Origin of the sequence: Clostridium sp. K04, assembly GCF_019734375.1 — a bacterium.
GTDB lineage: Bacteria > Bacillota > Clostridia > Clostridiales > Clostridiaceae > Clostridium > Clostridium saudiense.
On sequence record NZ_JAASHD010000005.1, the window covers coordinates 11,656 to 36,622 of the forward strand.

At 27.6% G+C, this 24,967-nt stretch carries 23 protein-coding genes and 1 other annotated feature; of the genes, 21 read left to right on the top strand and 2 right to left on the bottom strand.

What is annotated here, in order from left to right:
* Positions 1-36: 36 nt before the first annotated feature.
* Positions 37-1,104, bottom strand: a complete 1,068-nt coding sequence (locus HCG70_RS03410; RefSeq protein WP_042397087.1) for a PTS transporter subunit IIC — start codon at positions 1,102-1,104, stop codon at positions 37-39.
* A 204-nt stretch (positions 1,105-1,308) separates the two neighbouring features.
* On the opposite strand from HCG70_RS03410, the gene HCG70_RS03415 reads away from it, so the two are divergent.
* The 3 genes from HCG70_RS03415 (at position 1,309) to HCG70_RS03425 (ending at position 4,594) form a co-directional block, all read left to right on the top strand.
* Positions 1,309-2,529 (top strand): hypothetical protein, encoded by a 1,221-nt coding sequence (locus HCG70_RS03415; protein ID WP_195955341.1) that lies wholly within the window; start codon positions 1,309-1,311, stop codon positions 2,527-2,529.
* Between the two features lie 767 nt (positions 2,530-3,296).
* Positions 3,297-3,587, top strand: a complete 291-nt coding sequence (locus tag HCG70_RS03420) for a hypothetical protein (protein ID WP_042397081.1) — start codon at positions 3,297-3,299, stop codon at positions 3,585-3,587.
* Between the two features lie 212 nt (positions 3,588-3,799).
* The gene (locus HCG70_RS03425) at positions 3,800-4,594 is read left to right on the top strand and encodes a histidinol-phosphatase HisJ family protein (RefSeq protein ID WP_042397077.1); all 795 of its coding nucleotides are present in this window, start codon (positions 3,800-3,802) and stop codon (positions 4,592-4,594) included.
* A 28-nt stretch (positions 4,595-4,622) separates the two neighbouring features.
* On the opposite strand, the gene HCG70_RS03430 is transcribed toward HCG70_RS03425, so the two are convergent.
* The gene (locus HCG70_RS03430; RefSeq protein ID WP_154820434.1) at positions 4,623-5,156 is read right to left on the bottom strand and encodes a hypothetical protein; all 534 of its coding nucleotides are present in this window, start codon (positions 5,154-5,156) and stop codon (positions 4,623-4,625) included.
* A 432-nt stretch (positions 5,157-5,588) separates the two neighbouring features.
* Between HCG70_RS03430 and HCG70_RS03435 the strand changes: the two genes are divergently transcribed.
* The 18 genes from HCG70_RS03435 to sigK all read left to right on the top strand — a co-directional run bounded on the left by HCG70_RS03435 (position 5,589) and on the right by sigK (position 24,965).
* Complete coding sequence (locus tag HCG70_RS03435; protein ID WP_156327395.1) at positions 5,589-5,729, top strand: hypothetical protein; 141 nt, start codon at positions 5,589-5,591, stop codon at positions 5,727-5,729.
* Between the two features lie 144 nt (positions 5,730-5,873).
* The gene (ytvI, locus tag HCG70_RS03440) at positions 5,874-7,001 is read left to right on the top strand and encodes a sporulation integral membrane protein YtvI (RefSeq protein WP_042397072.1); all 1,128 of its coding nucleotides are present in this window, start codon (positions 5,874-5,876) and stop codon (positions 6,999-7,001) included.
* A 426-nt stretch (positions 7,002-7,427) separates the two neighbouring features.
* Positions 7,428-8,270: a helix-turn-helix transcriptional regulator gene (locus tag HCG70_RS03445; protein WP_055276017.1), complete on the top strand. Its 843-nt coding sequence runs from the start codon at positions 7,428-7,430 to the stop codon at positions 8,268-8,270.
* 202 nt (positions 8,271-8,472) lie between these two features.
* Positions 8,473-8,973: a PRC-barrel domain-containing protein gene (locus tag HCG70_RS03450; protein ID WP_042397066.1), complete on the top strand. Its 501-nt coding sequence runs from the start codon at positions 8,473-8,475 to the stop codon at positions 8,971-8,973.
* A complete protein-coding gene (locus HCG70_RS03455; protein ID WP_055276013.1) occupies positions 8,957-9,985 on the top strand; it encodes an AI-2E family transporter in 1,029 nt (342 codons plus the stop codon). Before HCG70_RS03450 ends, HCG70_RS03455 begins: the two co-directional genes overlap by 17 nt.
* A 62-nt stretch (positions 9,986-10,047) precedes the next feature.
* Positions 10,048-10,226 (top strand) — a binding site (T-box leader).
* A gap of 107 nt (positions 10,227-10,333) precedes the next feature.
* On the top strand, positions 10,334-12,982 hold the full coding sequence (gene alaS, locus HCG70_RS03460; RefSeq protein ID WP_042397059.1) for an alanine--tRNA ligase: 2,649 nt from the start codon (positions 10,334-10,336) through the stop codon (positions 12,980-12,982).
* Positions 12,983-13,119: 137 nt separating this feature from the next.
* Entirely contained in the window at positions 13,120-13,377 is a 258-nt protein-coding gene (locus HCG70_RS03465; protein ID WP_042397057.1) for an IreB family regulatory phosphoprotein, read from the top strand.
* A gap of 139 nt (positions 13,378-13,516) precedes the next feature.
* Complete coding sequence (gene ruvX, locus HCG70_RS03470) at positions 13,517-13,939, top strand: Holliday junction resolvase RuvX (protein WP_042397054.1); 423 nt, start codon at positions 13,517-13,519, stop codon at positions 13,937-13,939.
* Positions 13,940-14,163: 224 nt separating this feature from the next.
* Positions 14,164-14,439: a DUF1292 domain-containing protein gene (locus tag HCG70_RS03475; protein ID WP_042397050.1), complete on the top strand. Its 276-nt coding sequence runs from the start codon at positions 14,164-14,166 to the stop codon at positions 14,437-14,439.
* 23 nt (positions 14,440-14,462) lie between these two features.
* Positions 14,463-14,933, top strand: coding sequence for a Fur family transcriptional regulator (locus HCG70_RS03480; RefSeq protein ID WP_042397047.1), 471 nt, complete (start codon positions 14,463-14,465; stop codon positions 14,931-14,933).
* A 55-nt stretch (positions 14,934-14,988) separates the two neighbouring features.
* On the top strand, positions 14,989-16,656 hold the full coding sequence (locus tag HCG70_RS03485; RefSeq protein ID WP_196048602.1) for a ribonuclease J: 1,668 nt from the start codon (positions 14,989-14,991) through the stop codon (positions 16,654-16,656).
* A gap of 337 nt (positions 16,657-16,993) precedes the next feature.
* Positions 16,994-18,820, top strand: a complete 1,827-nt coding sequence (gene typA / locus HCG70_RS03490; RefSeq protein ID WP_042397041.1) for a translational GTPase TypA — start codon at positions 16,994-16,996, stop codon at positions 18,818-18,820.
* Positions 18,821-18,912: 92 nt separating this feature from the next.
* The gene (gene mltG / locus HCG70_RS03495) at positions 18,913-19,962 is read left to right on the top strand and encodes an endolytic transglycosylase MltG (protein WP_052330631.1); all 1,050 of its coding nucleotides are present in this window, start codon (positions 18,913-18,915) and stop codon (positions 19,960-19,962) included.
* An 18-nt stretch (positions 19,963-19,980) separates the two neighbouring features.
* Positions 19,981-20,625, top strand: a complete 645-nt coding sequence (locus HCG70_RS03500) for an O-methyltransferase (RefSeq protein WP_042397038.1) — start codon at positions 19,981-19,983, stop codon at positions 20,623-20,625.
* 4 nt (positions 20,626-20,629) lie between these two features.
* Positions 20,630-21,874, top strand: coding sequence for a U32 family peptidase (locus HCG70_RS03505; protein ID WP_042397036.1), 1,245 nt, complete (start codon positions 20,630-20,632; stop codon positions 21,872-21,874).
* A 15-nt stretch (positions 21,875-21,889) separates the two neighbouring features.
* The gene (gene udk / locus HCG70_RS03510) at positions 21,890-22,507 is read left to right on the top strand and encodes a uridine kinase (protein ID WP_042397032.1); all 618 of its coding nucleotides are present in this window, start codon (positions 21,890-21,892) and stop codon (positions 22,505-22,507) included.
* A gap of 44 nt (positions 22,508-22,551) precedes the next feature.
* Complete coding sequence (locus HCG70_RS03515; protein ID WP_042397029.1) at positions 22,552-24,180, top strand: penicillin-binding protein 2; 1,629 nt, start codon at positions 22,552-22,554, stop codon at positions 24,178-24,180.
* 89 nt (positions 24,181-24,269) lie between these two features.
* Positions 24,270-24,965 (top strand): RNA polymerase sporulation sigma factor SigK, encoded by a 696-nt coding sequence (gene sigK / locus HCG70_RS03520; protein WP_042397027.1) that lies wholly within the window; start codon positions 24,270-24,272, stop codon positions 24,963-24,965.
* Positions 24,966-24,967: the final 2 nt, after the last annotated feature.

A 24,967-nucleotide genomic window follows, 5' to 3' on the forward strand; every position in this document is an offset into this window, starting at 1 on the left:
TAATCTAATATTTAGATTGTTTCTAGAGGCAGTTTTTTATAAATCTAATGCCATATCACCATAATTAATCCATTGCTTCTTACGCATAAATTCAGAAATTATAAATGTAAGAAGAGCAGGAAGTACAAAGTGCATAACTATAATTTGTAATAATACTATTTTTGATGAAGCAGTTTGAGTCATAGTTTGATAAGCCATGATTTGTCCTACAAAACCGGCAGATCCCATTCCAGATCCAGTTGCATTATTGGTCATTTTTAAGAAGGTTGATGAAATAGGACCAAGAATAGCACTAGAAATTATTGCAGGAAGCCAAATAACTGGTTTTTTTATTATATTAGGAATTTGAAGCATAGATGTTCCAACACCTTGTGCAAGCAATCCACCAAATTTATTTTCTCTATAGCTTGCCACAGCAAATCCAACCATTTGACAACAGCAACCAATAACAGCAGCTCCTGCTGTAATTCCATCTAAATTTAATATTACACCAATTGCAGCAGAACTTATTGGTAAAGTCAATAATATACCCATAATTACAGAAACAAGCATTCCCATTATAAAAGGTTGTTGTTCCATTGCAAACATAATTATTGTTCCAAGCCAAGTCATAAATTCAGAAATTGGAGGGCTTAAAAGTAACCCAACTGTAGATCCAGCCCCTATACAAACAAGAGGAGTAATAATTATATCTATTTTTGTTTTACCAGCAATAAGATGTCCAATTTCTATTCCAACTAAAGCTGCAATAAATGCACCTAAAGGTTCACCAGGGCCAGCTAAAGTTATAACACCAGTATCAGTCATTATACTACCAGCAAGCAATTTTGTTGCAAATCCACCTACCATACCTGATACTGCAGCAGAAATTACTACTAAAGGAGTTTCTTTAAATTTATAAGCAACCCCAACACCTATTCCTGCACAAGTTGCAGCAGCAGCTATTTTACCTATTAAAAATATAGTTGACCCTAAATTACCAGAAATAAGATTTCCGATTTGTTGAAGAATTGTACCTATTATTAATGTTGAAAATAAGCCTAAAGCCATTCCACTTAAGCCATCTATAAATATGTGATGTAAATAATTCTTAAATTTTTGCATTTTGTTAATCCCCCTTTAACAAATCTGTGTATATACACGTGTTTACATTAATTAAGTTTATCATAATTTTTACAATAAGGTCAAATACAATATGTTTTTATAAAAAGTGTTAAGTAATGTTATAAAAAGTGAAAATGTTGGTAAAACTTAATAAAAGTGAAAAGAAAATAAGTTTAAGGAATTGCAGAAGAGGAGAGAGTATTAATGGTACAAAAATGTAATATATGTGGTAAAATTGCAAGTTATTTTGATGCTAATTTAGGAGAGTGGCTCTGTGAAGAGTGTTATAAGAAAAATTATAATAAAGTAAATTTAAATGATTATAGAAATAAAGTTAATTCTGAAAAATATGATGAAGAAATTCAAAATATGCTAAATGCTATGGAAAATATAATTGATGATATGATGAAAAATAAGATGGCAAAGCTAGATAAAAGATTTAATAGTACAAAATTTACTAATGATATAGAAGAAATATTAAAATCTATGCCTAGAAGTGATATAGAAAGTATAGCGGAAAGATTAAACTTTGCTAAAACTTATAAGTATAATAAAGATAAATTAATACATAACGTAATTAGTAGTTACAAAGAAAGAGTATTAGAAAAAATTTATCTTTTTAATGATAATGCATTAAAGGCGTTTAAATATTTTTCTAAAAATGATGGAATCACAATTTTAAATAATAGTGATCATAAATATATAAGATTTATGGAATATTTTATGTCTATAGGAATTTTATATCCAGCAAAAAATGAAGAAAAAAAAGCAGTATTAATAATGCCTTCTAATGTAAGGGATTTATTATCTGATTTAAATGATTTTAATTTTAGATTAAAAGTAAAAAACAATTCTAAAATTATTACTTTAGTTTCTGGAATGGCAAATGTTTATGGCGTATTAACTATAAATAATGTAGTAAATAAATTAAATAAATTTGGATTTGATAATATGGAATTTAAAGAAAAGTATGATGTTATTAATTCTGCCAGTAATTATAGTGTTTCTTACGTAATAAAAGATGGATATGTTTTTAATTGCAATATTAAGCATTATAAAAAATTATATGAAAAAATTGAAAGTGAAAGTAAATCAATTGAGTATAGAGAATATTCAGAAAAAGAATTATTAACATTTGGAAAAGATAATTGGCTAAGAAATAGTAAATATGGTAAAGAGTTTATTATAAATTTTACGAATTGCTTTGAACTTGATAATGAAGAAATAGATGAATTCTTAAATCAATTATATTATATAATTCAAGAAGATAGTTTAGATAATCTTCTTGATGAAGTTAGAGATATGATTGTTGAAGAAGATGGTAAAGAAGTTGGAGTAAATATTATAAAAGAATATGTATGTAACCTACCTATTTGGTACAAAAAGGGAAAAAGCATTAATGAAATAAAAGGTAAAAGTATTTAATTGTTAATAATAACAAGGTTTATTTTAATAAATTAATATAAAAACTAATAGTATTCCCTAAAATAGAAAATAAATTTCTTTTTTAGGGAAAATCTTTAAAAAAATATAGAAATATATATAAAGTGTGATATAATAAATTTGTAGAGGGAAAACGTATACAAATTTATGGGAGGGTTAAAAATGAAAGAGGATTTAAGAGTTGTAAAAAATGAAGAGGTAGTTAATGAAGAATTAAATAAAGATAAAGATGAAAATAAAAAAATTCTCAAAGAATATGAGGATGAATTAGGATACTAGAAATAACACACCAATTATTAGTATTAAAAAGATTTATTTAATTTTATTATTAACATATAAGAACTCATAAATGTAAGGTTATGGTATTTCGAAAATAAAAATTAGAGGGTAAATAATTTTTATAATTTCTATGGTATAAGGGTAATTTTTTAATTAGGTATAAAAGGGTATAAAGGGTTAAAAAGATAGTAATTAGGATAACTAAATTGCTATCTTTTTTTGTTATAAAAGTGAAAAAAACTAACAGTAAAAATATAAGAAAATATGTAAATATAACCTTTAAACTGATCTATAAATTAAATTAATTTTTTAAAAGAAAATAACTTGAAATATGATAATAATATCCAGTATAGTGGTGATTGTGGATTAAATTACCAACAAATCGATTGCAGGTTTCGACATAGGAAAATTAAAAGAAGCTATATAATAAGGTTGTAAACACTTTTGAAGTAAGTTCTAGGGGGATGAATATGGGTAGACAAGAAAAGTTATTACAGGAATCAATAAAAGCTATAAATTTAATTAATGAAGTTAAAAATAGTACAAAAAAAGAAAATACATTAGTAGAAGTTACTGCTAATGAGTGTGGGGACACTATATTCTTTAAATTTAATAATGGGAAGATTGTAGAATATAGTTTAAGTGAAATTGGGTATATCTTTGAAGATGATTTAGAAGGGTTTGGGATATTTACTATTGAGGATTATAAGGATATATATGATAATCTTAAGTTAATTCAAAAGGAAATTGAAATTTTATAAAAGGTTACGGGTTTGTTTTAATAATTTAACTACTTATGTGTGATTATAAAAAGTTAGTACAGTATAAAATACAATAGTATTTTATATAGAAAGGGTGTACTGGCTTTTTATTTTTGCATTTCCTAGGAAATATTCCCAAATGTACAGGCGTTTTTAATTTGTGTTATACTTAATAGGTCATAGTAAAATTTATAGTATACAAGGAGAATTATATGTACTTAGTAGATTATCATTTACATTCTAATAATTCATTTGACAGTAATGCAACTATAGAATCAGTTTGTGAAGCTGCAATTGAAAATAAAATTAACGAAATTTGCTTCACAGAACATTTTTCAGTTAAAGAAGGAATAAAAAGTTATGGCTTTTTAAATTTAAAAAAATATAGTGAAGAAATAAGAGAATGTAGAGAAAAATACAAAGATAAATTAAGCATTAAAGTAGGAATAGAAGTATGTGAACCACATGAAAATGAAGAGGAGCTTAGAGAAGCAATAGAATATATTCCTTTTGATTTTATATTAGGCTCTGTACATAATTTTGATTATAACGTAGGGCTTAATACATATATGAGCAAAAATACAAAAGAAGAAAGTTATAGTAGATATTTTAAGGAAGTAAATAAGGTATGTACATCACCATATATTGATGTAGTAGCTCATTTAGATTTAATGAAAAGATATGCATTTAATACACATGGTAATTATGATTTTAATGAGTATGTTGATATGATTAAAGAAGTATTAACTAACATAATTAAAAGTGGAAAAGGTATTGAAGTAAACACTTCAACTTTAAGGTCAGTAGTAAATGAAACTATGCCATCAGTAGATATTTTAAAGTTATATCATGAGTTAGGTGGAACAATTATTACTGTAGGATCTGATGCTCACAAAAGTGAAGATGTTGGAGCTGGAATTAGAGAAAGTATTGAAGTTTTAAAGAATATTGGATTTAAGAATATATATAGATTTGAAAATAGAAAACCTATAGCAATAGAAATTTAATTAAAGCAAAAATAAAAGAATCAACAGCTTATTTAGCTGCTGATTCTTTTATTTTTATGTTTTTTGGTAAATTAGATTTAATTTGTCTTAATAAGCTTTTTGCATCATCACTTACTACGGTACAAATTAATAAATCAAATTTAGTAGTTACCTTTAATTCATAAAGATTTTCTTTACCTTTTTTTGATTTTTCTAAAACAACACTTTGTATTTCATTTAATTCAGCATAATTATTTTTTACTACAACGCAATCATTATAAATACCAAAAGTTGTGCAAGAAAGATGAATACAAGCAAATACAACTATATTAACTGCAACTAAGGCTATTAAATAGTAAGGTGATATATTATTTGCTATAGAGTATATTGCAAAAATAATACTAATAATAGCAAAAATAATTGAAGGTAGATAAGTTGTAATTGATGTTGTTTTAAAGCTAAATTTTAAATTGTTTTTATTTTTAAATATCTTTTTATAGTAAATAGAATAAACAACTGTTAAATAGTATACAGGTACTATTGTAAAGATTATTAAAAATATTGTGATCCAAATATTACTCATGGTTAGTCCCCCTAAAATATTTAATTATTACAAAAAAACGTATAAATAATATTTTAAACCAATAAATTTACATAATCAATATTATTATATGTTATAAATTTATGAATGTTTTATGAAATGAAAAAGATAAATATTTTAAGAGATAAATTAAAGTTATAAGTAAAAAATATTTATAACAAAAAAATATTTAAAGATTGAAAAATATATAAAAAGGTAAAATAAATAAATTTAATTTGAAAATAAAAAGACAGAATGTAGTATAAAAGTAGAAAATATAAAAAAAAGGTGCATGGAAATTATTTACAAATAATAATTAGAATAGTATACTAAACACATAGTAGTTCTTAGTTTTAAGTAATTCTTTATTATAAATTTTAACTACTAAATTTAAAGATTTTATAATGTATAAAGCTAAAGGGGTGATGCTTCTCAATGTCGTTATTAGAAGATGTTCAGTTCATGAACAAATATGATAGGGAGGGGGCTTGCGGAAAAATTAAAAACAGGCTTTTAATTAGTAATAAAATCAAGCCTTATAACGGGTGGAAAAAGGAGATGATCCGATTTATCTAATATACTTAGAAAGGAGGATAGACTTTTTTTATAATCATAAAGTAGATTTCGATTTTAATAAATAATTAAATAATGTATATATTAAGGAGCTACTTAAAAATAGCTCCTTTTATTTTTAAGTTTAAAAAGGTGGAAAGAATAAAAATGGAATATATTACTGCAATAGTTAAGAAAGTAAGACCTTTTGTAAGCATTTTAATTTTCTTTGGCGTATTTACAGTTGTGTTTATGCTTGTATCAGGAACTATAAAATATACTTTGCCATTTATTATTGGAATAATTGCAGCATCAATCTTAGAAAAGCCAACGGAAGCTCTTATTAAGAAGTTTAATATGCGAGGTGAAATAGCAGCGATTATTTCCACATTAGTTTTTTATGCTATTACAGTTACATTATTGGTGGTTGGGATTGTTTATTTTAGTTCTGAAATTAAGGATTTAGCTACAGATGGATATGAATATATTTATGATAATGGTTCTAAAATAGGAAATTTAGTTCAAAATTCACTATCAACATTTGAAAATATTGATGAGTCAGTTTTAGATACCTTAAGAAGTAATATTAATAAATTAATTTCAGATGCATCAAATTATATTTTAGAGCTTAGTGGAAGTGTAGTTAATTATATAATCAACATAATATCAGCACTACCTTATATTGTTTCGGTAATAATATTTGCTATATTATCAAGTTTTGTGTTTTTAAAGAAGTTTATCCAAAAGAGTTATTCACAAAATAAAGAAAATAAAATCAAAGAAGAAAGTGAATACGATAAATATATTAAAATAATCCTTGAAATTAAGGACGTTGTATTTAAGTATATTGGAACATATTCAATTTTAGTTTTTTGTACATTTATAATTACTTTTATAGGTTTTAGTATTTTAAAAATTCCATATACTTTACTGCTTAGTTTTATGTGTATGATTTTAGATTTGTTACCTATAGTAGGTATGATATTGGTCTTTTTACCTCTTATGGCTATTTACTTTTTTAGTGGTAAATATATAACTGTTATATTTTTAATTATTTTATTTTCAGTAATAATGATAACTAGAAATATATTAGAGCCTAAATTATTATCAGCATCATTAGAATTATCACAATTAAGTGTATTAATTGCTATATTTGTTGGTTTAAATGCTGGTGGATTTAAAGGTATGATATATCTGATAGCATTATTTATTGGGTTTAATTTTTATAAGAAGTATGCAAATTTTGAGGGAAATTTTATAGAATGTAAAGATAAAATTAAAAATGAAGAACAGTAATAAAGTTGTAATGTTTTATTATAAAACAACTCTTCTAAGAATCATTATAGGTAGTAATATTAACTAATTTAAAGTCGAATTGAAAATTTTAATTTAGTTAATTTAAATTAATTGATATTCTAAGTCATAGATTTAGTTAGTATTAGTGTATGTTGTATATGGTATGCTAATTAAAACTATAAAGGAAAAAATTTAGATTAAATTAATTTTAAAAATAATTATGTAGTATATTATTTATTCAATATTACTATATATATAGTAGTATATAGATGAATTAATAATAAAGATTTATTTTAGTATTTGAAATTTAACTGTAGTAATTAATTATAAAAATCAATAGTTTAGAACGAAAAAGATTTTAGGAAATATAGTTATACTGTAAGTCGAAATAAGAAGGTTAAGAAAGGAATACAGGGGGGAGTTGCTTTGGTTAAAATTTTAGTTGCTGATGATGAAGTTAAATATGGTGAGAAATTGCAATACAGTGTTGAAAAGGATATATTTTTAAAAGAGTGGATGCTAGGAAAAGTACAAAGTTGCGATTTAAAAAGGAAAATTAATAAGTTTGGTATAATATATACTAAATCTATGGCTTTAATTGTTATTAAGCCTTTAATAAGAAATGAATCATCTGATAAGATTGGTATTGAAACTGAAAGATTGAGTTTTGCAATTAGTAGTGTTGTTAAAGAAATAATGGGTAAATTTAAGGGGTTAAATATATTTGTTGATTCTAAAGACCAAGTGGTTGTTTTATGTGATGTAAATCCTATTAAGGAATGGCATTCGGTTGTAAATAACATTGAAAATGCAATTAATGCTAAATTAAATATTAATGTAGTTATTTGTGCATCATTTTTAAGAGAAGATCCTGTTCAAGTAAATATAGTATATAAATCTTTATGCAATAGATTGATGGACAAGAGTAAGAGACCAGATATGCTAATAGAGGTTCAAAAATATATTAATAGACATTATTTTAAAGAAGATTTGTCTATAGCCGAAATAGCAAATAAGATGGAAGTAAGTCAGACTTATTTAATAAGGCTCTTTAAGAGAAATTTGAAAATGACATTTGTTGAGTATTTAACAAATGTAAGAATAAAAAATGCTATAATTTTAATGAGGGATCCAACATTAACTTTAAGTGAAATTGCTGAATTAGTTGGCTATAACACACAACATTATTTTAACAATGTTTTTAGGAGACACGTTGGTATTTCACCTCAAGAGTATAGATTAGGTATAAGTAAAGAAAATAGATTATAATATAATTTAAATAATAAATAATGGAAAATAAAAATTTATAATGGATAATGGAAAAAGCAATTATGGTAAAACTATTACTATAGTTGCTTTTTATTTTGAAATAAATATCAAATAAATATATAAATGATAAATATAAAAAATTACTAATAATAACCATGAATTTTGTAAATACTAAATTTATTATCTTTATAGAGGTGAAATTATGGTTAAATGGAGAAACTTTTATTTAATGAAGATTTATGATTCTAAAAATAAATATATAGGAGTTGTAGATGATATTTCTATAGATTTTTATAATGGAGTTGTAAAGGGATTTACAATTTCACCAGCATCTATATTTAAAAAACATACATATGTTTCTGTGGATTCAATTATTTCAGTTGATGAAATTATGAAAATTAAAAATACAAGTAGATTTGAAGGATTAAAGTTTAAGGAAATAAAATATATGGATATAATAAATAAAGAAAAGAAGCTTCTTGGAGTTCTTGAAGATTTAATTATAGATGAAAAAACTTTTGAAATAAAAGGTATGATTATAAGTTCAGGAATATTTGATAAAATGTTCAAGGGAAAGGAAGTTATAACTTTAAAACATTGTTCGCTTTGTGATGAGTATATTTTATATAATGGTAATTCAACTGTTAAGTTAAAGACTTTACCTCATAATTTAGGAGGAAATAAGGATGTTCAAAAAGTATAAAGGGTTAATTGTAAAGTTAATAATTTCCATAATTATTGCTATTAGTATAGTAATGATATACGCTTTTGTTGAACCAATAAGGGCAGTTACTAATTTACTAATAATTTCAATAGTAATTGCTTATACACTAAAGCCTTTAAGAAATTACTTTTGTGAAAAGCTCCATATTTCTTATAAAAAAAGTTCACTTTTAATTATATTATTACTTTTATTATCATTTGTAGGATTGATATATTGTATAGTTCCAACTATGTTAAATGAAAGCGGAAATTTTGGAGTTATGCTTGATAGTATTGAAGAATATATTTTAAGCTTAGCAGCAAGGTTTAAATTAGATAGGTTACCAATATTTGAAACAATTTATATACAAATTGGTGAAAAGATTAATATGATACTTAGCAATACATCTACTCATTTAGTAGATAATTTAATAGATATGGGAGAAAATTTAGTTACTCTTGCTATAGTACCTATTACAACTTATTATTTTTTAGCGGATTCAAAGCTTATTTATAATAAGCTATTATTAGTTCTTCCAACTGACAAAAGGGTAATAGTAAAAAATATAAATAAAAATATTGATAAAATATTAAGTAGATATATTTTAAGTCAATTATTGTTATGTTTAATAATAGGAGTTTTATCTTTCATTTTATTATTGATACTTAGAGTTAAGTTTCCTTTAGTTTTATCAATTATTAATGCAGTTGCTAATATTATTCCTTATTTTGGACCAATAATAGGGGGTGTACCTATTATATTTATAGCACTTACAGGGTCAGTTACTAAAGGAATAATTGCAGCTATTGGTGTTATTTTAATACAACAAGTTGAAGGTAATTTTTTGGCACCTAAGATTACTGGTGATAGCACTAATATGCATCCAATTATAATAATTATTTTGTTAGTTTTAGGTGATAAGATTGGAGGAGTAATTGGAATGGTATTAATAGTTCCAATTGCAGTAATAATAAAGGTAATTTATGACGATATAGACTATTACTTATTTTAAGTGTAAGACTGTTTATTGACATAAATGAATAAATGAAATATAATTTTGTCATAAATTAATAGCATAAAGCGATGAAAAGAATGAGTAAATATGATGTAAATATTAAGAGAGGAAGTGGGTGGTGAAAACTTCTTATTTAGCATATTGAAGCTATCTTGGAGCTTATTTTACTTTAAGTGATGTATTATTTTTATACATAATTAGGGTGGTACCGCGGAAATTATAAGTTTTCGTCCCTTTGTTTTTAGGGATGGAGACTTTTTTTATTAGTTGGATTCCTAAGAAACAAAAATTTGATTTAAGTTATTAATTAAATTACTAATAGAAAAAATGGAGGTAGTAAGAATCATGAAATTCATGGGAGCAAATGAATTAAGAGAAAGCTTTATTAGCTTTTTTGAATCTAAAGAACATTTAAGAATGGAGAGTTTTCCATTAGTACCTAAAAACGATAATAGTTTATTATTAATAAATGCAGGTATGGCACCACTTAAGCCATATTTCACAGGTATACAAAAACCACCAAAAACTAGAGTTACAACTTGTCAAAAGTGTATTAGAACTGGTGATATAGAAAACGTAGGAAAGACTTCAAGACATGGTACTTTCTTTGAAATGTTAGGTAACTTTTCATTTGGAGATTATTTTAAAAATGAAATTATTCCATGGTCATGGGAATATGTAACACAAGTTTTAAAATTACCTAAAGATAAATTATATGTAACAATTTATTTAGAAGATGATGAAGCATATGAAATTTGGACTACAAAAACAGATATAGATCCAAATAGAATATTTAGATTAGGTAAGGATGATAACTTCTGGGAAGTTGGAACAGTTGGTCCATGTGGTCCTTGTACAGAAATCCACTTTGATAGAGGTGTTGATGTAGCTCCTGTAACAAACGTAGATGATTTTGTTGCTGCATCTGATGCAGATAGAATAGTTGAATTCTGGAACTTAGTATTTATTCAATTTGATAAACAAGAAGATGGAAGCTATGCTCCATTAAAGAATAAAAACATTGATACAGGTATGGGACTTGAAAGAATTGCAACTATAATGCAAGGTGTTGATAACATATTTGAAATTGATACAGTTAAGAATATCTTAAATAAGGTATCTTCTTTATCGGGTGTAGAATATGGAAAAGATGCAAATTCAGATGTTTCATTAAGAATAGTAACAGACCATGTTAAAGCTGTAACTATGCTTATATCTGATGGAGTTCAACCAAGTAATGAAGGTAGAGGATATGTTTTAAGAAGACTTTTAAGAAGAGCTGCAAGACATGGTAGATTACTTGGAATAAAGGGATTATTCTTAAAGGATGTTGTAGAAGCTGTTGTTGAAAACTATGGTGGAAATTATCCAATATTAGTTGAAAATAAAGATTATATAACAAAGATAATCACTTTAGAAGAAGAAAGATTTAATGAAACTATTGATAGTGGAATGAACATCTTAAATGGATATATTAAAGAGTTAGAAGAAGCTAAATCTACAGTACTTTCTGGAGAAAAAGCATTTAAATTATATGATACTTATGGATTCCCATTAGAATTAACAGAAGAAATTCTTGAAGAAAAGAATATGACTGTTGACCACGAAGAATTTAAGAAGGAAATGGAAGCTCAAAGAGAAAGAGCTAGAAGTGCAAGAGGAGAAACTTCTTACATGGGAGCTGATGAAAACCCAATTAATAAAGTTAAAGCTGAAGTTGAAACTGAATTTGTTGGATATACAACTACAGAAGGAACTGGAAAAGTTGTAGTTCTTGCAACTGATGAAGCATTTGTAGAAGAATTAAATGAAGGAACTAAAGGTTATATCTTAACTGATAAGACTCCATTCTATGCTGAAATGGGTGGTCAAATTGGTGATACAGGTATAATAACTGGAGCTAATGGTTCTGCATATGTTTATAATACTAAGAAAAATGTTGGTGGTAAGACAATTCACTATGTTGAAGTTAAAAATGGAAGCATTAAAATAAATGAAGAAGTTACATTAACTGTTGATAAAGTGAGAAGAGCTTGCGTTTGTAAGAATCATACAGCAACTCATATGTTACAAGCTGCATTAAAAGAAGTTGTTGGAGCTCACGTTCACCAAGCAGGATCTTTTGTTGATAATGAAAGATTAAGATTTGACTTTACTCACTTCCAAGCTATGACAGCTGAAGAAATTCAAAAGGTTGAAGATTTAGTAAATGATAAAATAATGGAAGTTGATACTGTAGAAACTAAGCTTATGACAATTGAAGAAGCTAAGGAATCAGGAGCAACTGCACTTTTTGATGAAAAATACGGAGATAAGGTAAGAGTAGTTGCAGCTGGAGAGTTCTCTAAGGAACTTTGTGGTGGTACTCACGTATCTAACGTTGGAGAAATTGGATTATTTAAAATAGTTTCTGAAACAGGTGTAGCTGCTGGTATCAGAAGAATAGAAGCTTTAACAGGTAGAGCTGCTATAAAATATATGGAAGAAAAGCAAAGATTATTAAAGGAAGCTTGTGCAGCACTTAAATGTACTGAAAAAGATGTTTTAAAGAAAATATCTACTCAAGGTGCAGAAATTAAGGAAAAAGATAAGGAAATTGCAGAGCTTAAATCAAAACTTACAAGTGGAGCTTTAGATGATATCTTAAACAGTGCAAAAGATATTAACGGTGTTAAGACTATAGCTTATGGACTTGAAGGTGTTGATGGTAATGCATTAAGAGACTTAGCTGATAAGATAAGAAGCAAGATGGGTTCAGGAGTTGTTGTTTTAGTAAGTAACTTAGGTGATAAAGTTAACTTAATTACTATGGCAACTAAGGATGTATTAGATAAAGGAATACATTGTGGAAAGATAATTAAAGAAGTTGCAACTATTGTTGGCGGAGGCGGTGGTGGAAGACCAGATATGGCTCAAGCCGGTGGTAAAAAGCCAGAAAATATCCCTCAAGCTATAGAAGCAGCATTCCAAACAGTAGAAAATTTAGTAAAATAGTTAGTTGAAATAGTATACAATTATGTAAATTTAGGTTATAATATAGTTAGATAAAGTAATTAGTTAATATTTCAAATGATTAAAAATAAATAAAATACTTTCGTAAGGGGGTGAAGCTGCAAGTGTGCAGCCACGATATGGAAAATAATCTTGATAGAACAATGCAATTTGACTTAAACATTAACAAAGAGGATTTAACTAAATCAATTTTAAATGATGTATATACAGCATTGAAAGAAAAGGGATATAACCCAATAAACCAATTGGTAGGATATCTGATTTCAGGGGACCCTTCTTACATTACTAGTTATAACGGAGCAAGAGCTTTACTTAGAAAACTTGAAAGAGATGAAATACTTGAAGAGGTAATAAAATCTTATCTAGATATTAAATAAAAGGTGCCCGTTAACCGGGCACCTTTTGTTTATAAAAAAATTTAAAGTGTTATAAGTAAATAAAAGCTAGAAAAATAATTGGATAAAAGTTATTATAAATAAATACGTTACTTATTAAAAGAAATGCAAAGGAGTTTCTATGAGAATATTAGGACTTGATATGGGTTCAAAAACTATTGGAGTTGCTTTAAGTGATCCATTAGGATGGACAGCACAAGGTATAACAACTATTAGAAGAAGCAAAAAGGAACAAGATTTAGAAGAAGTTCATAAGATATGTAAGGAATACGGCGTTGAAACAATAGTAGTTGGATTACCTAAAAATATGAATGGAACTATTGGTGAAGCTGGAGAAAAGGCTTTAGAATTTTCAGAATTACTTAAAGAAAAAACAGGATTACCTATAGAGATGTGGGATGAAAGATTAACAACGGTTGCGGCACATAGAGCCATGTTAGAAGCCGATCTTTCTAGAAATAAAAGAAAGAAAATTGTTGATAAAATTGCAGCTACATATATATTACAAGGTTATTTAGATCGTATAAGATTAACATCTAAATAAGATAAAAAGTAATAGGTAAATATAAGTAAAAATAGATTTCCCAGGTGTTGGGTGAATTGGTTTTGATATAAAGTTATATAAATATCAAAAATTTTTTAAAAAGTTTTTATTGATAATTATTATTTATTAATTATTACCTTTTACTTAAAATTAACTGTTTGCAGTTTTAGTTTTTTATGTAATAATATAAGAAACAATTATGATGATAAAGAGGAGTTAAAATAATGGAAAAAGATTTAAAGACAATACAATTATTCGATGAAGATGGAAATGAAATAAACTTAAATGTGATAGCATTCTTTGATATGGTTAATCCAGAGACTGAAGAAAAAAGTGAATATGTTATAGTTCAAGAAGTTGGATATGAAGATGAAAATCCTTTTGCTTTAAAGGTAGTTAAAGATGAAGATAATGAAGATATGTTTGAATTAATTGATAACGAAGTTGAGTTAGCAGCTATAGAAGAAGCTTATAACACAATTTTCATGGATGAAGAATAAAAAAAAGAAATGAGGTGTTAAATATGAGCACTGTTAATGTGGATATTGAATTATTAAAAGAAAATTTAAAACAAAAGGGATATAAGTTAACGCCTCAAAGAAGAGCTATTGTTGATATAATCATCGAAAAAGAAGGAGAACACTTAACCGCAGAAGAGATATATGATGAAGTAAAGAAAGTATGTCCTGATATTGGTTTAGCTACAGTGTACAGAACGGTTTCGCTGTTAGAGGAAATAGGTGTTATTTTTAAATTAGATTTAAATGATGGTTGCAGCAGATATGAATTAGTGCATAGTGAAGAACAACATAGACATCATCACTTAGTATGTAATGAGTGTAAGGCTGTATATGAAGTTCAAGATGATCTTCTAGATGAATTAGAAGCAAGAATTGAAGGTACATATGGATTTAAAATTTTAGACCATAGTGTTAAGTTCTTTGGAATTTGTGCTGAATGCTGTAAAAAACATAAGGGTGAAAGTGAAGAGTAGTATTTAAATAGGTATTACTTGTAATTACATAAAAGAGAAAAGAAGGAGGGGACATATGAAGAATGAAAAAGCTAAGATTAAGATTATACCTTTAGGTGGAGTTAATGAAATTGGGAAAAATTTAACTGCAATTGAATACAAGAATGATATTGTTGTAATTGATTGTGGATTAAAATTCCCTGATGAAGATATGTTCGGAATTGACTTAGTTATACCTGATATAACATACCTTATAAAAAATAAAGAAAAAGTATCTGGGATTTTCTTGACACATGGTCATGAAGATCACATTGGTGCATTACCATATGTATTAAAACAATTAAATGTTCCGGTTTATGGGACAAAATTAACATTAGGAATTGTTGAAACTAAATTAAAGGAGCATGGTTTATTAAGTACTACTGAACTTGTTAGAGTAAAACCAAGAGATGTAATTAGATTAAACTCTGTTTCTGTTGAATTTATAAAGACAAACCACTCAATTGCAGATTCTGTTGCAATTGCTGTTCATACACCATTAGGAGTAGTGCTTCATACTGGTGACTTTAAGGTGGATTATACACCTATAGATGGAGAACCTATGGATTTTGCAAGATTTGCTGAATTAGGTAAAAAAGGTGTTTTAGCAATGATGGCTGATTCAACTAATGTTGAAAAGCCAGGATATACAAAATCAGAAAAAATTGTTGGAGAAAGTTTAATAAGAATATTTGGAAAAACTAAGGGAAGAATAATTATTGCAACATTTGCTTCTAATATTCATAGAATCCAACAAATAATACAGGCTGCTTCAGTATATGGCAGAAAAGTTGCTGTATCAGGAAGAAGTATGGAAAATATAATGAATGTTGCTATTGAATTAGGATATATTGAGGTTGATGATAATACATTAGTATCAATTGACCAAATTAATAAATATAATAACGATCAAGTTGTTATCATTACTACTGGAAGTCAAGGTGAGCCAATGTCTGCATTGTCTAGAATGGCTGCATCTGATCACAGAAAGGTAAATATAGTTGAAGGAGATACAATAATTATTTCAGCTACACCTATTCCAGGAAATGAAAAGCTTGTATCAAAAGTTGTAAATCAATTATTTAAAAAGGGAGCAGAAGTTATTTATGATTCTGCAGAAAACATACATGTCTCTGGGCATGCATGTCAAGAAGAATTAAAGCTAATGCAAACTTTAGTAAAACCAAGACATTTTATACCTGTTCATGGTGAATACAGACATTTAAAACAACATGGTGAATTAGCGATTAAATTAGGATTAGATTCTAAAAATGTAGTTATTCCTGAAGTTGGAGATATTATAGAAGTTACTAGAAATGGTATTAAGAAAAATGGAACTGTTATTTCAGGACAAATATTTGTAGATGGCCTTGGAGTTGGAGACGTTGGAAATATAGTATTAAGAGATAGAAAGCATTTATCTCAAGATGGTATATTAACAGTAGTAGTTACTTTATCTAAAGAAACTAAAACTATAGTTGCTGGTCCAGATATTATATCTAGAGGTTTTGTATATGTTAGGGAATCTGAAGGATTAATTGATGAGGCAAGAGAAATAGTTAGAAATACTTTACTTGATTGTGAAGAAAAGAGCATTACTGATTGGGCAACATTAAAGTCCAATGTTAGAGATGAGCTTAGAAGCTATCTTTATGACAAGACAAAGAGAAAACCAATGATTTTACCTATTATAATGGAAATTTAAGTCGTAGTTGACAAGTTGCTGAGAAAATAGTAGAATGATTGATGGATTTGGAAATTGGATACGAGTGTATCCAATTTTCTTTTTGGGTAAAATATTTATAGGTTTACAAAGCTAAAAATCTAAATCTTAAGTACATAGTTGATTATCTTATTTCATTACATAATTTGATATTAATTATTTAGAGATTTAGTAATTTGAACTTTCATTAACTTAGCAAACCAAAGGCGATATGAACTTTGAATGCTTAGTTAAAAAAGAAAGATAAGCCTTTAAAATAAAAGCGATGAATTTAAATTTTATATTTAAGTTCAGAATTAAAGTTAATGGAGGAAATTAAATGGAATTAATAACTAGAGACGACATTAGAAATATAGCTATTATAGCTCACGTTGACCATGGTAAGACAACATTAGTTGATGCCATGTTTAAAGAAAGTCACGTATTTAGATCAAATGAAAAAATGGATGAAAGAGTAATGGACTCTAACGATTTAGAAAAGGAAAGAGGAATTACTATTCTTTCTAAAAACACTGCTGTAATGTACAATGGGACAAAAATCAATATAGTTGATACACCAGGGCATGCTGACTTTGGTGGAGAAGTTGAACGTGTACTTAAAATGGTTGACTCAGTTTTACTTGTTGTTGATTCTTACGAAGGACCAATGCCTCAAACTAAGTTCGTTTTAAAGAAAGCTTTAGAATTAAAATTAAAGCCAATCGTTGTTATAAATAAAATAGATAAACCAAATGCTAGACCAGAAGAAGTTATTGATGAAGTGTTTGACTTATTCTTAGAATTAGGTGCTGATGATGAACAATTAGACTTCCCAATAATCTATGCTTCAGCTAGAGAAGGATTTGCTAGATATAATGTTGAAGATACAAATGATGGTATGGAACCATTATTTAAAACAATAATCGATCATGTTGAACCACCAAAGGGATACATCGATGGACCATTCCAAATGCTTGTTACAACTTTAGATAGTAATGCTTTCGTTGGAAAGATTGCTATAGGTAAGGTACATAGAGGAACAGTTAAAAAGAACCAAAATGTTACTTTAGTAAGACAAGATGGGACAAAATCTAATTACAAAATCACAGCTGTATTTGGATACAATGGATTAAAGAGAGAAGAAGTTGAAGAAGCAGGACTTGGAGATATAATAGCAGTAAGTGGTATTATGGATGCTAATATTGGTGAAACAATTGCAGATGCTTCAAATCCAGAAGCTTTACCATTCGTTGAAATTGATGAACCAACACTTAACATGAACTTCATGGTAAATGATTCACCATTTGCAGGTAAAGAAGGAGAATTCGTTACATCTAGACATTTAAGAGATAGATTAATGAAAGAATTAGAAACTAACGTAAGTTTAAGAGTTAGAGAAATAACTCCAGATTGCTTCGAAGTATCAGGAAGAGGAGAACTTCACTTATCAGTTCTTATAGAAACAATGAGAAGAGAAGGATTTGAATTACAAGTTTCTAAGCCATCTGTTATATTCAAAGAAGAAAATGGTAAGAAGTTAGAACCAATGGAATACTTAACAATAGACGTTCCAGAAGAATTCATGGGTGCTGTTATGGAAAAAATGGGACCAAGAAAAGCTGAAATGGTTAATATGACATCTGCTGTTAATGGATATACAAGATTAGAGTTTATTATTCCTGCTAGAGGGCTTATCGGATTCAGAAATGAATTCATGACAGATACAAAGGGTAATGGTATCATGAACCACGTATTTGAAGGATATGCACCATACAAGGGTGAAATCGAAGCTAGAAGCAGAGGATCAATAGTTTCATTTGAACAAGGTGAAGCAATTGCTTATGGATTATTCAATGCTCAAGAAAGAGGTAGATTATTCATAACTCCAGGTACACCAGTATACCAAGGAATGGTAGTAGGAGAATGTGCTAGAGCTGAAGATTTAGATATCAATGTTTGTAAAGGTAAGAAGTTAACAAATACAAGAGCTTCAGGTTCTGATGATGCTGTTAAATTAGTACCAGTTACAACATTAACTTTAGAGCAATCAATTGAATTCATAGGAAATGATGAATTAGTTGAAGTTACTCCAGAAAGCATAAGAATCAGAAAGAGATACTTAGATGCTGCTGAAAGAAAGAGAATGATAAGCAGAAGCAAAAAATAATTATGTAAATTGTTTAAAATTTGATAGAAAAGTATTATAATAGTGAATAGCTAAGTGTTTTAGCTATTCACTTTTAAATACAGGGGGTATTTATGAAGAAAAGAGTTAAAAATACCAACAAATTAAAAAGAAGAAGAAAAAAGAGAAAAAGAAATTCTAACATAATTATTGGTTTGATATTGATTATTATTTTATTTTTAGGAATTTTTAAATTTACATCTACAATAAATAAACCACTTAAAATTTCTAATGAAGAAGTAGTTTTAGTTGAAGAGGGAGATAGCTTTTATAGTATTGTCTCAAAATTAAAAAGTGAAAATAAAATAAAAAGTCCATTGATTATAAAAATATATGCAAAATTAACTGGGCTAAATTTAGAAGTTGTTCCTGGTAGTCATACATTAGAAAAAGGAATGTCAGTAAAAGAAATTGCAGAAACTTTAAAGGATGCAAGTAACGCAAATGCAATAACTGTTACTATTCCAGAAGGTTTCAATATTGAAGATATTGCTACAAGACTACAAGAGCAGGAAGTATGTACTTCAGATGAATTTTTAAATGCAGTAAAGAGTTATCCATTGCCATCATACGTAAAGGATAATCCAGATAAAAGATATAATTTAGAGGGATTTTTATTTCCAGATACATATAGCTTTGAGATTGGCGTTGAACCACAGTACATAATTGAAACAATGATAAAGAGATTTGAAGAAGTATTTAAAGAAATTACTGCTAGTGATACTATCACTGAAGAGGAAGTTGAAAAAGTAGTTAATGTTGCATCTATTATAGAAAAAGAAGCAAGAGTTGATGAAGATAGACCATTAATTGCATCTGTTATTTATAATAGATTAAAGCAAAATATGCCACTTCAAATTGATGCAACTGTAATTTATGCACATGGATATTATATTGAAAGTGTCAGAAATAGACATTTAGCAATTGAATCAAAGTACAATACATATTTATACAAAGGTTTACCTGTAGGCCCAATATGTAATCCAGGTGTAGAATCACTTAAAGCAGCATTAAATCCTGCAAGTACAGATTATTTATTTTATCTGCTAGCATCTGATGATGAACATTATTTTACAAATAATTATGATGATTTCTTAAAGAAAAAAGAAGAATTAGGATATTAACATATACGGAGGTTTAGTATGAGTGGAGTTACCTACGACTATATGGAAGAATATATTAGAGGATTAATTCCTGAAAGTGAAGGAAAACTAAAAGAGTTAGAAGACTTTGCTAAGGAAAATGGAGTGCCTATAGCTCAAAAAGAAACAATAAAGTTTTTAGAGTTCATGGTAAGCATGAAAAAGCCACTTAGAATTTTAGAGCTTGGTACTGCTATTGGATATTCTGCAATTATAATGTATGAAGCAGCAGGATGTAATCCTCATATAACTACCATAGAGAGAAGCGAAGAAATGATAAAATATGCAAAAGAAAATATAAAAGCATATGGTTTAGAAAATAATATTACTATAGAGGCAGGAGATTGTCTTGAAGTATTAGAAAGATTAGAAGAACCTTATGATTTAATTTTCATGGATGCAGGAAAAGGTCACTATAATCACTTTTTACCACATTGTTTAAGATTATTAAAAGATGATGGAATAATAATTGCTGATAATGTGTTATTTAGAGGAATGGTTGCAAGTGATGATTTAGTTAAAAGAAGGAAAATTACAATAGTTAAGAGAATGAGAACTTACTTAGATTTAGTATCACAAGATAAGGACTTAATTACTTCTGTAATTCCAATGGGAGATGGAATTGCTATAACTAGAAGGAGGTAAATAAATGAGAAAACCTGAAATATTAGCTCCAGCTGGTAATTTAGAAAAGCTAAAAATAGCTATAGATTTTGGAGCAGACGCAGTATATATTGGTGGAGGCAAATTAAATCTTAGAGCATTTTCAAATAATTTTTCAAATGAAGAAATGATTGAAGGTATTAAATATTGTCACGATAGAGGTAAGAAAATTTATGTAACATTAAATGTTTTTGCTAGAAATCATGATTTGCCTTCAGCAGGAGAATACATAAAAGGTCTTTATGATATAGGTGTAGATGCAGTTATAGTTGCAGACCCATCATTAATTGCTATATGTAAAGAAGTAGCACCAGAATTAGAAATACATTTAAGTACACAAGCAAATACTGTTAACTGGATGGCAACTAAATTCTGGTATGATTTAGGAGTTAAGAGAATAGTATTAGCTAGAGAATTAACTTTTAAAGAAATAAATGAAATAACTGAAAATATTCCAAAAGGATGCGATATTGAAGCGTTTATTCATGGTTCAATGTGTGTAGCTTACTCTGGAAGATGTTTAATATCAAATTATATGATTAAAAGAGATGCTAATAAGGGAATATGCGGTAATGTATGCAGATATAAATATCACTTAGTTGAAGAAACTAGACCAGGTGAATATTATCCTGTAATAGAAGACGATAATGGAACATATATAATGAACTCAAAAGATTTATGTATGATTCATTATATTCCTGAACTTGTTAAGAGTGGTATTTATTCTTTCAAGATTGAAGGAAGAATGAAGAGTGAATTCTATGTTGCTTCTGTAGTAAAAGCATATAGAGAAGCGTTAGATAGTTACTGGGAAAATCCAAGCAACTATAAGTTTAAAGATGAATGGATGGATATGCTTAGAAAAGTAAGTCATAGACCATATCATACAGGATTCTACTTAGGTATTAATGGTGAGCAAAACTATGATGACGCTGGCTATGTTAGAGATTACGAAATAGTTGGTATGGTTAAATCATATGATCCGGAAACAAAGACAGCAACAGTTCTTCAAAAGAATAGAGTATTCGAAGGTGAAGAAGTTGAAGTTTTAAGACCAGAAGTTCCATATTTTAAAATTAAACTAGAAGATATGTATGATTTAGATAAAGATAAGAAAACTGATGTTGCTAATAGAGCACATATGATGTTTACTGTAAAGGTTGATGTTCCTTTAAAGGTAAATGATATGCTAGTAAAAGCAAATAACGTTATTAACATAAACAACAACTAAGGAGGAAATGCAGTAATGTCTAAACCAATATTAATAGGAATTACTGGAGGAACAGGCTCTGGTAAAAGTACAATTGCTGATGCGTTATATTCTAATTTTTCAAATGATTGTATTGCAATGATACAACAAGATATGTATTATAAGGATCAAAGCCATTTATCAATGGAAGAAAGAGTTAAAACAAATTATGATCATCCTATGGCTTTTGATAATGATTTATTAGTAGAGCATTTAAAAGCTTTAATAAATGGAGAGTCTATAGAAAAACCAAGTTACGACTTTACTGTACATAATAGAGCAAAAGAAACTACAACAGTTGAAGCAAGAGATATAATTTTAGTTGAAGGTATATTAATTCTTGAAGATCCAAGAATAAGAGAACTTTTAGATATTAAAGTTTATGTTGATACAGATGCTGATATTAGAATTCTAAGAAGACTTGTAAGAGATATTAACGAAAGAGGAAGAACTGTTGAATCAGTTGTAGATCAATATCTTAATATTGTAAGACCAATGCACTTACAATTTACTGAGCCTTCAAAAAAATATGCAGATATAATTATTCCTGAAGGTGGACATAATTATGTTGCTATAGATTTATTAATGGCAAAAATCAGAGATATATTAAAGTAACTTGAATAAAACACCTTTTCTTAGGCTAGAATTTAGCTAAGGAGGTGTTTTTTTTGTATGGTTTTAAAATTAATAATAAAAAATCACTTGCAGTGGGGATAGTATTTTTTAGCATTTTTATTGCTTTAACTATAAGATTATTTTTTCTAATGATAAAGCCAACTAGTACAGTTCAAGGAGAACTTGAAAATCATCAAGTTGAATATACTAGTGATAAGAATTATAAGATTTTTGATACTAATGGAGAAAGTTTAATAAATTATAAAAATAAATATGTAATGGTTCTTGATACAAAGCCTTTTAAGTTAAACAATTATGAAGAAACATTACAAGATTTATTAGCTTTGAATTTTATTATGAAATCTGAAGATGAATCTTTTAATTTTTCTGATATTATGCAACAAAGTGGAAAAATTTATTATAATATCACTAAAGAAACATACGATAAAATAAATAAACTTAATGATATAAAGGGAATATATACTTATGTTTATGATGAATTAGATTTAAAAGAAAGTTGGAGAGTTGAGAATATTATAGCATCAATTGATAAAGATAATGTTGAAGAAGGATCTTTTGAAAGTGAAGTTGTTAGTATAATACAAGATAATAAGAGACCAACTACTGGGTTTTATTTAGATGATAAATCTATTTATAGAACTAATGAAACAAATTCAGGTGTAAATAATAAGAATATAAGACTTACAATAGATAGTTCAATGTCAGATAAAATTAGAGATGTTTTAAAAGATGATTCATTTAGTAATTTAGATAATGTTGGTGTTGTTTTATTAGAAGCAAATACGGGTAAAATAAGAGCAATGGTTCAAAAAGATGAATCAGAAGCTAATGTAAATTTAGGAATAGGTCAATTAGGATTTGAACCAGGATCTATATTTAAAATTTTAACTGAGGCTATTGCATTAAATGAAGGGTTGGTAAATGTAACTGATACTTTTACTTGTAATGGAAATATTTGCACGAATTCAGGAAAGTCTTATGCTCATGGAACTTTAACAGTTAATAAAGCATTTGAGGTATCTTGTAATGATATATTTGCAAAATTAGGTCAATTAATAGGATATGAAAATTTGTTAAAGTATACAACTAATTTAGGATTATATAACAAAGTACTAGGTTTAGCAGGTGAAAATAGAGAAGAGGCAGTAGGGGTAATGCCAAAGCTAACTGATGGAGTAAGCAATTTTGCTATTGGGCAATGTGTAACTGTAACTCCACTTCAAATTGCTGGTGCTGTTAATGCTATAGTTAATGATGGTATTTATATTAAGCCATCACTTATCGAAGCAATTGTAGATGATGATAATAATGTTATAGAAAATATTCAAAATGAAGAAAATAGGATATTTACATCAACAACATCAAAATTAGTTAAAAATAGTATGAGTAATGTTATAACAAATGGTACTGGTACTGCAGCTAAGGTAGATGGTATAATACAAGGTGGTAAGACAGGTACAGCTACAGGTGAAGGTGGTGCAACAACTCACGGTTGGTTTGCTGGTTATTTTGAACTTGACAATAAATTATATACATTAGTAATTGTTGCTCCAAATATAAATGGTGTAGATGAAAATGGAACAGAACTTGCTGGAGGAAATACAGCAGCACCAATATATAGAGAAATAATAAAAGCATTAATAAGTGAATAAAATTTGGGAATAAAATTAATTTGCAATCTTCAAGCAATATTTTTAGAAAATATCATATTATATAATAAGCACTACTAGGAGGAAGCTTAGTGATATTTTTTAGTAATATTTTGGAGTTGTTCTGTACGAATTTTTTCCTTACAGGATATATTTCAGGTAACAACACTTTTCCACAGCCTTTGGATGAAAAAGAAGAAGAAAAATATCTTGAACTATTAAAATCAGGTGATAAGAAGGCTAAAGGAGTATTGATAGAAAGAAACCTTAGGTTGGTTGCACATATTGTGAAAAAGTATCAAATACCGAATAAAGATATAGATGAACTTATATCAATCGGTACAGTAGGGTTAATTAAAGCAATTGATTCATTTGATGCATCAAAGGGAACAAGATTAGCTACATATGCATCTAGATGCATTGAAAATGAAATTTTAATGCTCTTTAGAAGTAGTAAAAAACAAAAAGGAGAAACATTTTTACATGATCCGATAGGCGTTGATAAAGAAGGTAATGAAATAAGTTTAATTGATGTTTTAAGTAGTGATAAAGATTCTGTGGTTGATAAAGTTGAAACCAATATACAAATAAAAGCTCTTTATTCTAAAATTAATACAGCGCTAAGTGAAAGGGAAGGAGAAATTATAAGGATGAGATATGGATTGGTAGATGGTAAATGCAAAACTCAAAGAGAAATAGCAAGTCTACTTGGGATATCAAGATCTTATGTTTCGCGGATAGAAAAGAAAGCTTTAAAGAAATTAAAGAAAGAACTTACAACAAAATGACA

Bases quoted from the DNA above. Each gene is read 5' to 3' on its own strand.
- HCG70_RS03425 (WP_042397077.1), top strand. From the start codon at position 3,800: ATGTACTTAGTAGATTATCATTTACATTCTAATAATTCATTTGACAGT.
- alaS (WP_042397059.1), top strand. From the start codon at position 10,334: ATGAAATTCATGGGAGCAAATGAATTAAGAGAAAGCTTTATTAGCTTT.
- mltG (WP_052330631.1), top strand. From the start codon at position 18,913: ATGAAGAAAAGAGTTAAAAATACCAACAAATTAAAAAGAAGAAGAAAA.
- HCG70_RS03410 (WP_042397087.1), bottom strand. From the start codon at position 1,104: ATGCAAAAATTTAAGAATTATTTACATCACATATTTATAGATGGCTTA.
- HCG70_RS03420 (WP_042397081.1), top strand. From the start codon at position 3,297: ATGGGTAGACAAGAAAAGTTATTACAGGAATCAATAAAAGCTATAAAT.
- typA (WP_042397041.1), top strand. From the start codon at position 16,994: ATGGAATTAATAACTAGAGACGACATTAGAAATATAGCTATTATAGCT.
- HCG70_RS03475 (WP_042397050.1), top strand. From the start codon at position 14,164: ATGGAAAAAGATTTAAAGACAATACAATTATTCGATGAAGATGGAAAT.
- HCG70_RS03500 (WP_042397038.1), top strand. From the start codon at position 19,981: ATGAGTGGAGTTACCTACGACTATATGGAAGAATATATTAGAGGATTA.
- HCG70_RS03485 (WP_196048602.1), top strand. From the start codon at position 14,989: ATGAAGAATGAAAAAGCTAAGATTAAGATTATACCTTTAGGTGGAGTT.
- HCG70_RS03430 (WP_154820434.1), bottom strand. From the start codon at position 5,156: ATGAGTAATATTTGGATCACAATATTTTTAATAATCTTTACAATAGTA.
- HCG70_RS03415 (WP_195955341.1), top strand. From the start codon at position 1,309: ATGGTACAAAAATGTAATATATGTGGTAAAATTGCAAGTTATTTTGAT.
- HCG70_RS03505 (WP_042397036.1), top strand. From the start codon at position 20,630: ATGAGAAAACCTGAAATATTAGCTCCAGCTGGTAATTTAGAAAAGCTA.
- HCG70_RS03455 (WP_055276013.1), top strand. From the start codon at position 8,957: ATGTTCAAAAAGTATAAAGGGTTAATTGTAAAGTTAATAATTTCCATA.
- HCG70_RS03450 (WP_042397066.1), top strand. From the start codon at position 8,473: ATGGTTAAATGGAGAAACTTTTATTTAATGAAGATTTATGATTCTAAA.
- ruvX (WP_042397054.1), top strand. From the start codon at position 13,517: ATGAGAATATTAGGACTTGATATGGGTTCAAAAACTATTGGAGTTGCT.
- HCG70_RS03480 (WP_042397047.1), top strand. From the start codon at position 14,463: ATGAGCACTGTTAATGTGGATATTGAATTATTAAAAGAAAATTTAAAA.
- HCG70_RS03465 (WP_042397057.1), top strand. From the start codon at position 13,120: ATGGAAAATAATCTTGATAGAACAATGCAATTTGACTTAAACATTAAC.
- ytvI (WP_042397072.1), top strand. From the start codon at position 5,874: ATGGAATATATTACTGCAATAGTTAAGAAAGTAAGACCTTTTGTAAGC.
- udk (WP_042397032.1), top strand. From the start codon at position 21,890: ATGTCTAAACCAATATTAATAGGAATTACTGGAGGAACAGGCTCTGGT.
- HCG70_RS03435 (WP_156327395.1), top strand. From the start codon at position 5,589: ATGTCGTTATTAGAAGATGTTCAGTTCATGAACAAATATGATAGGGAG.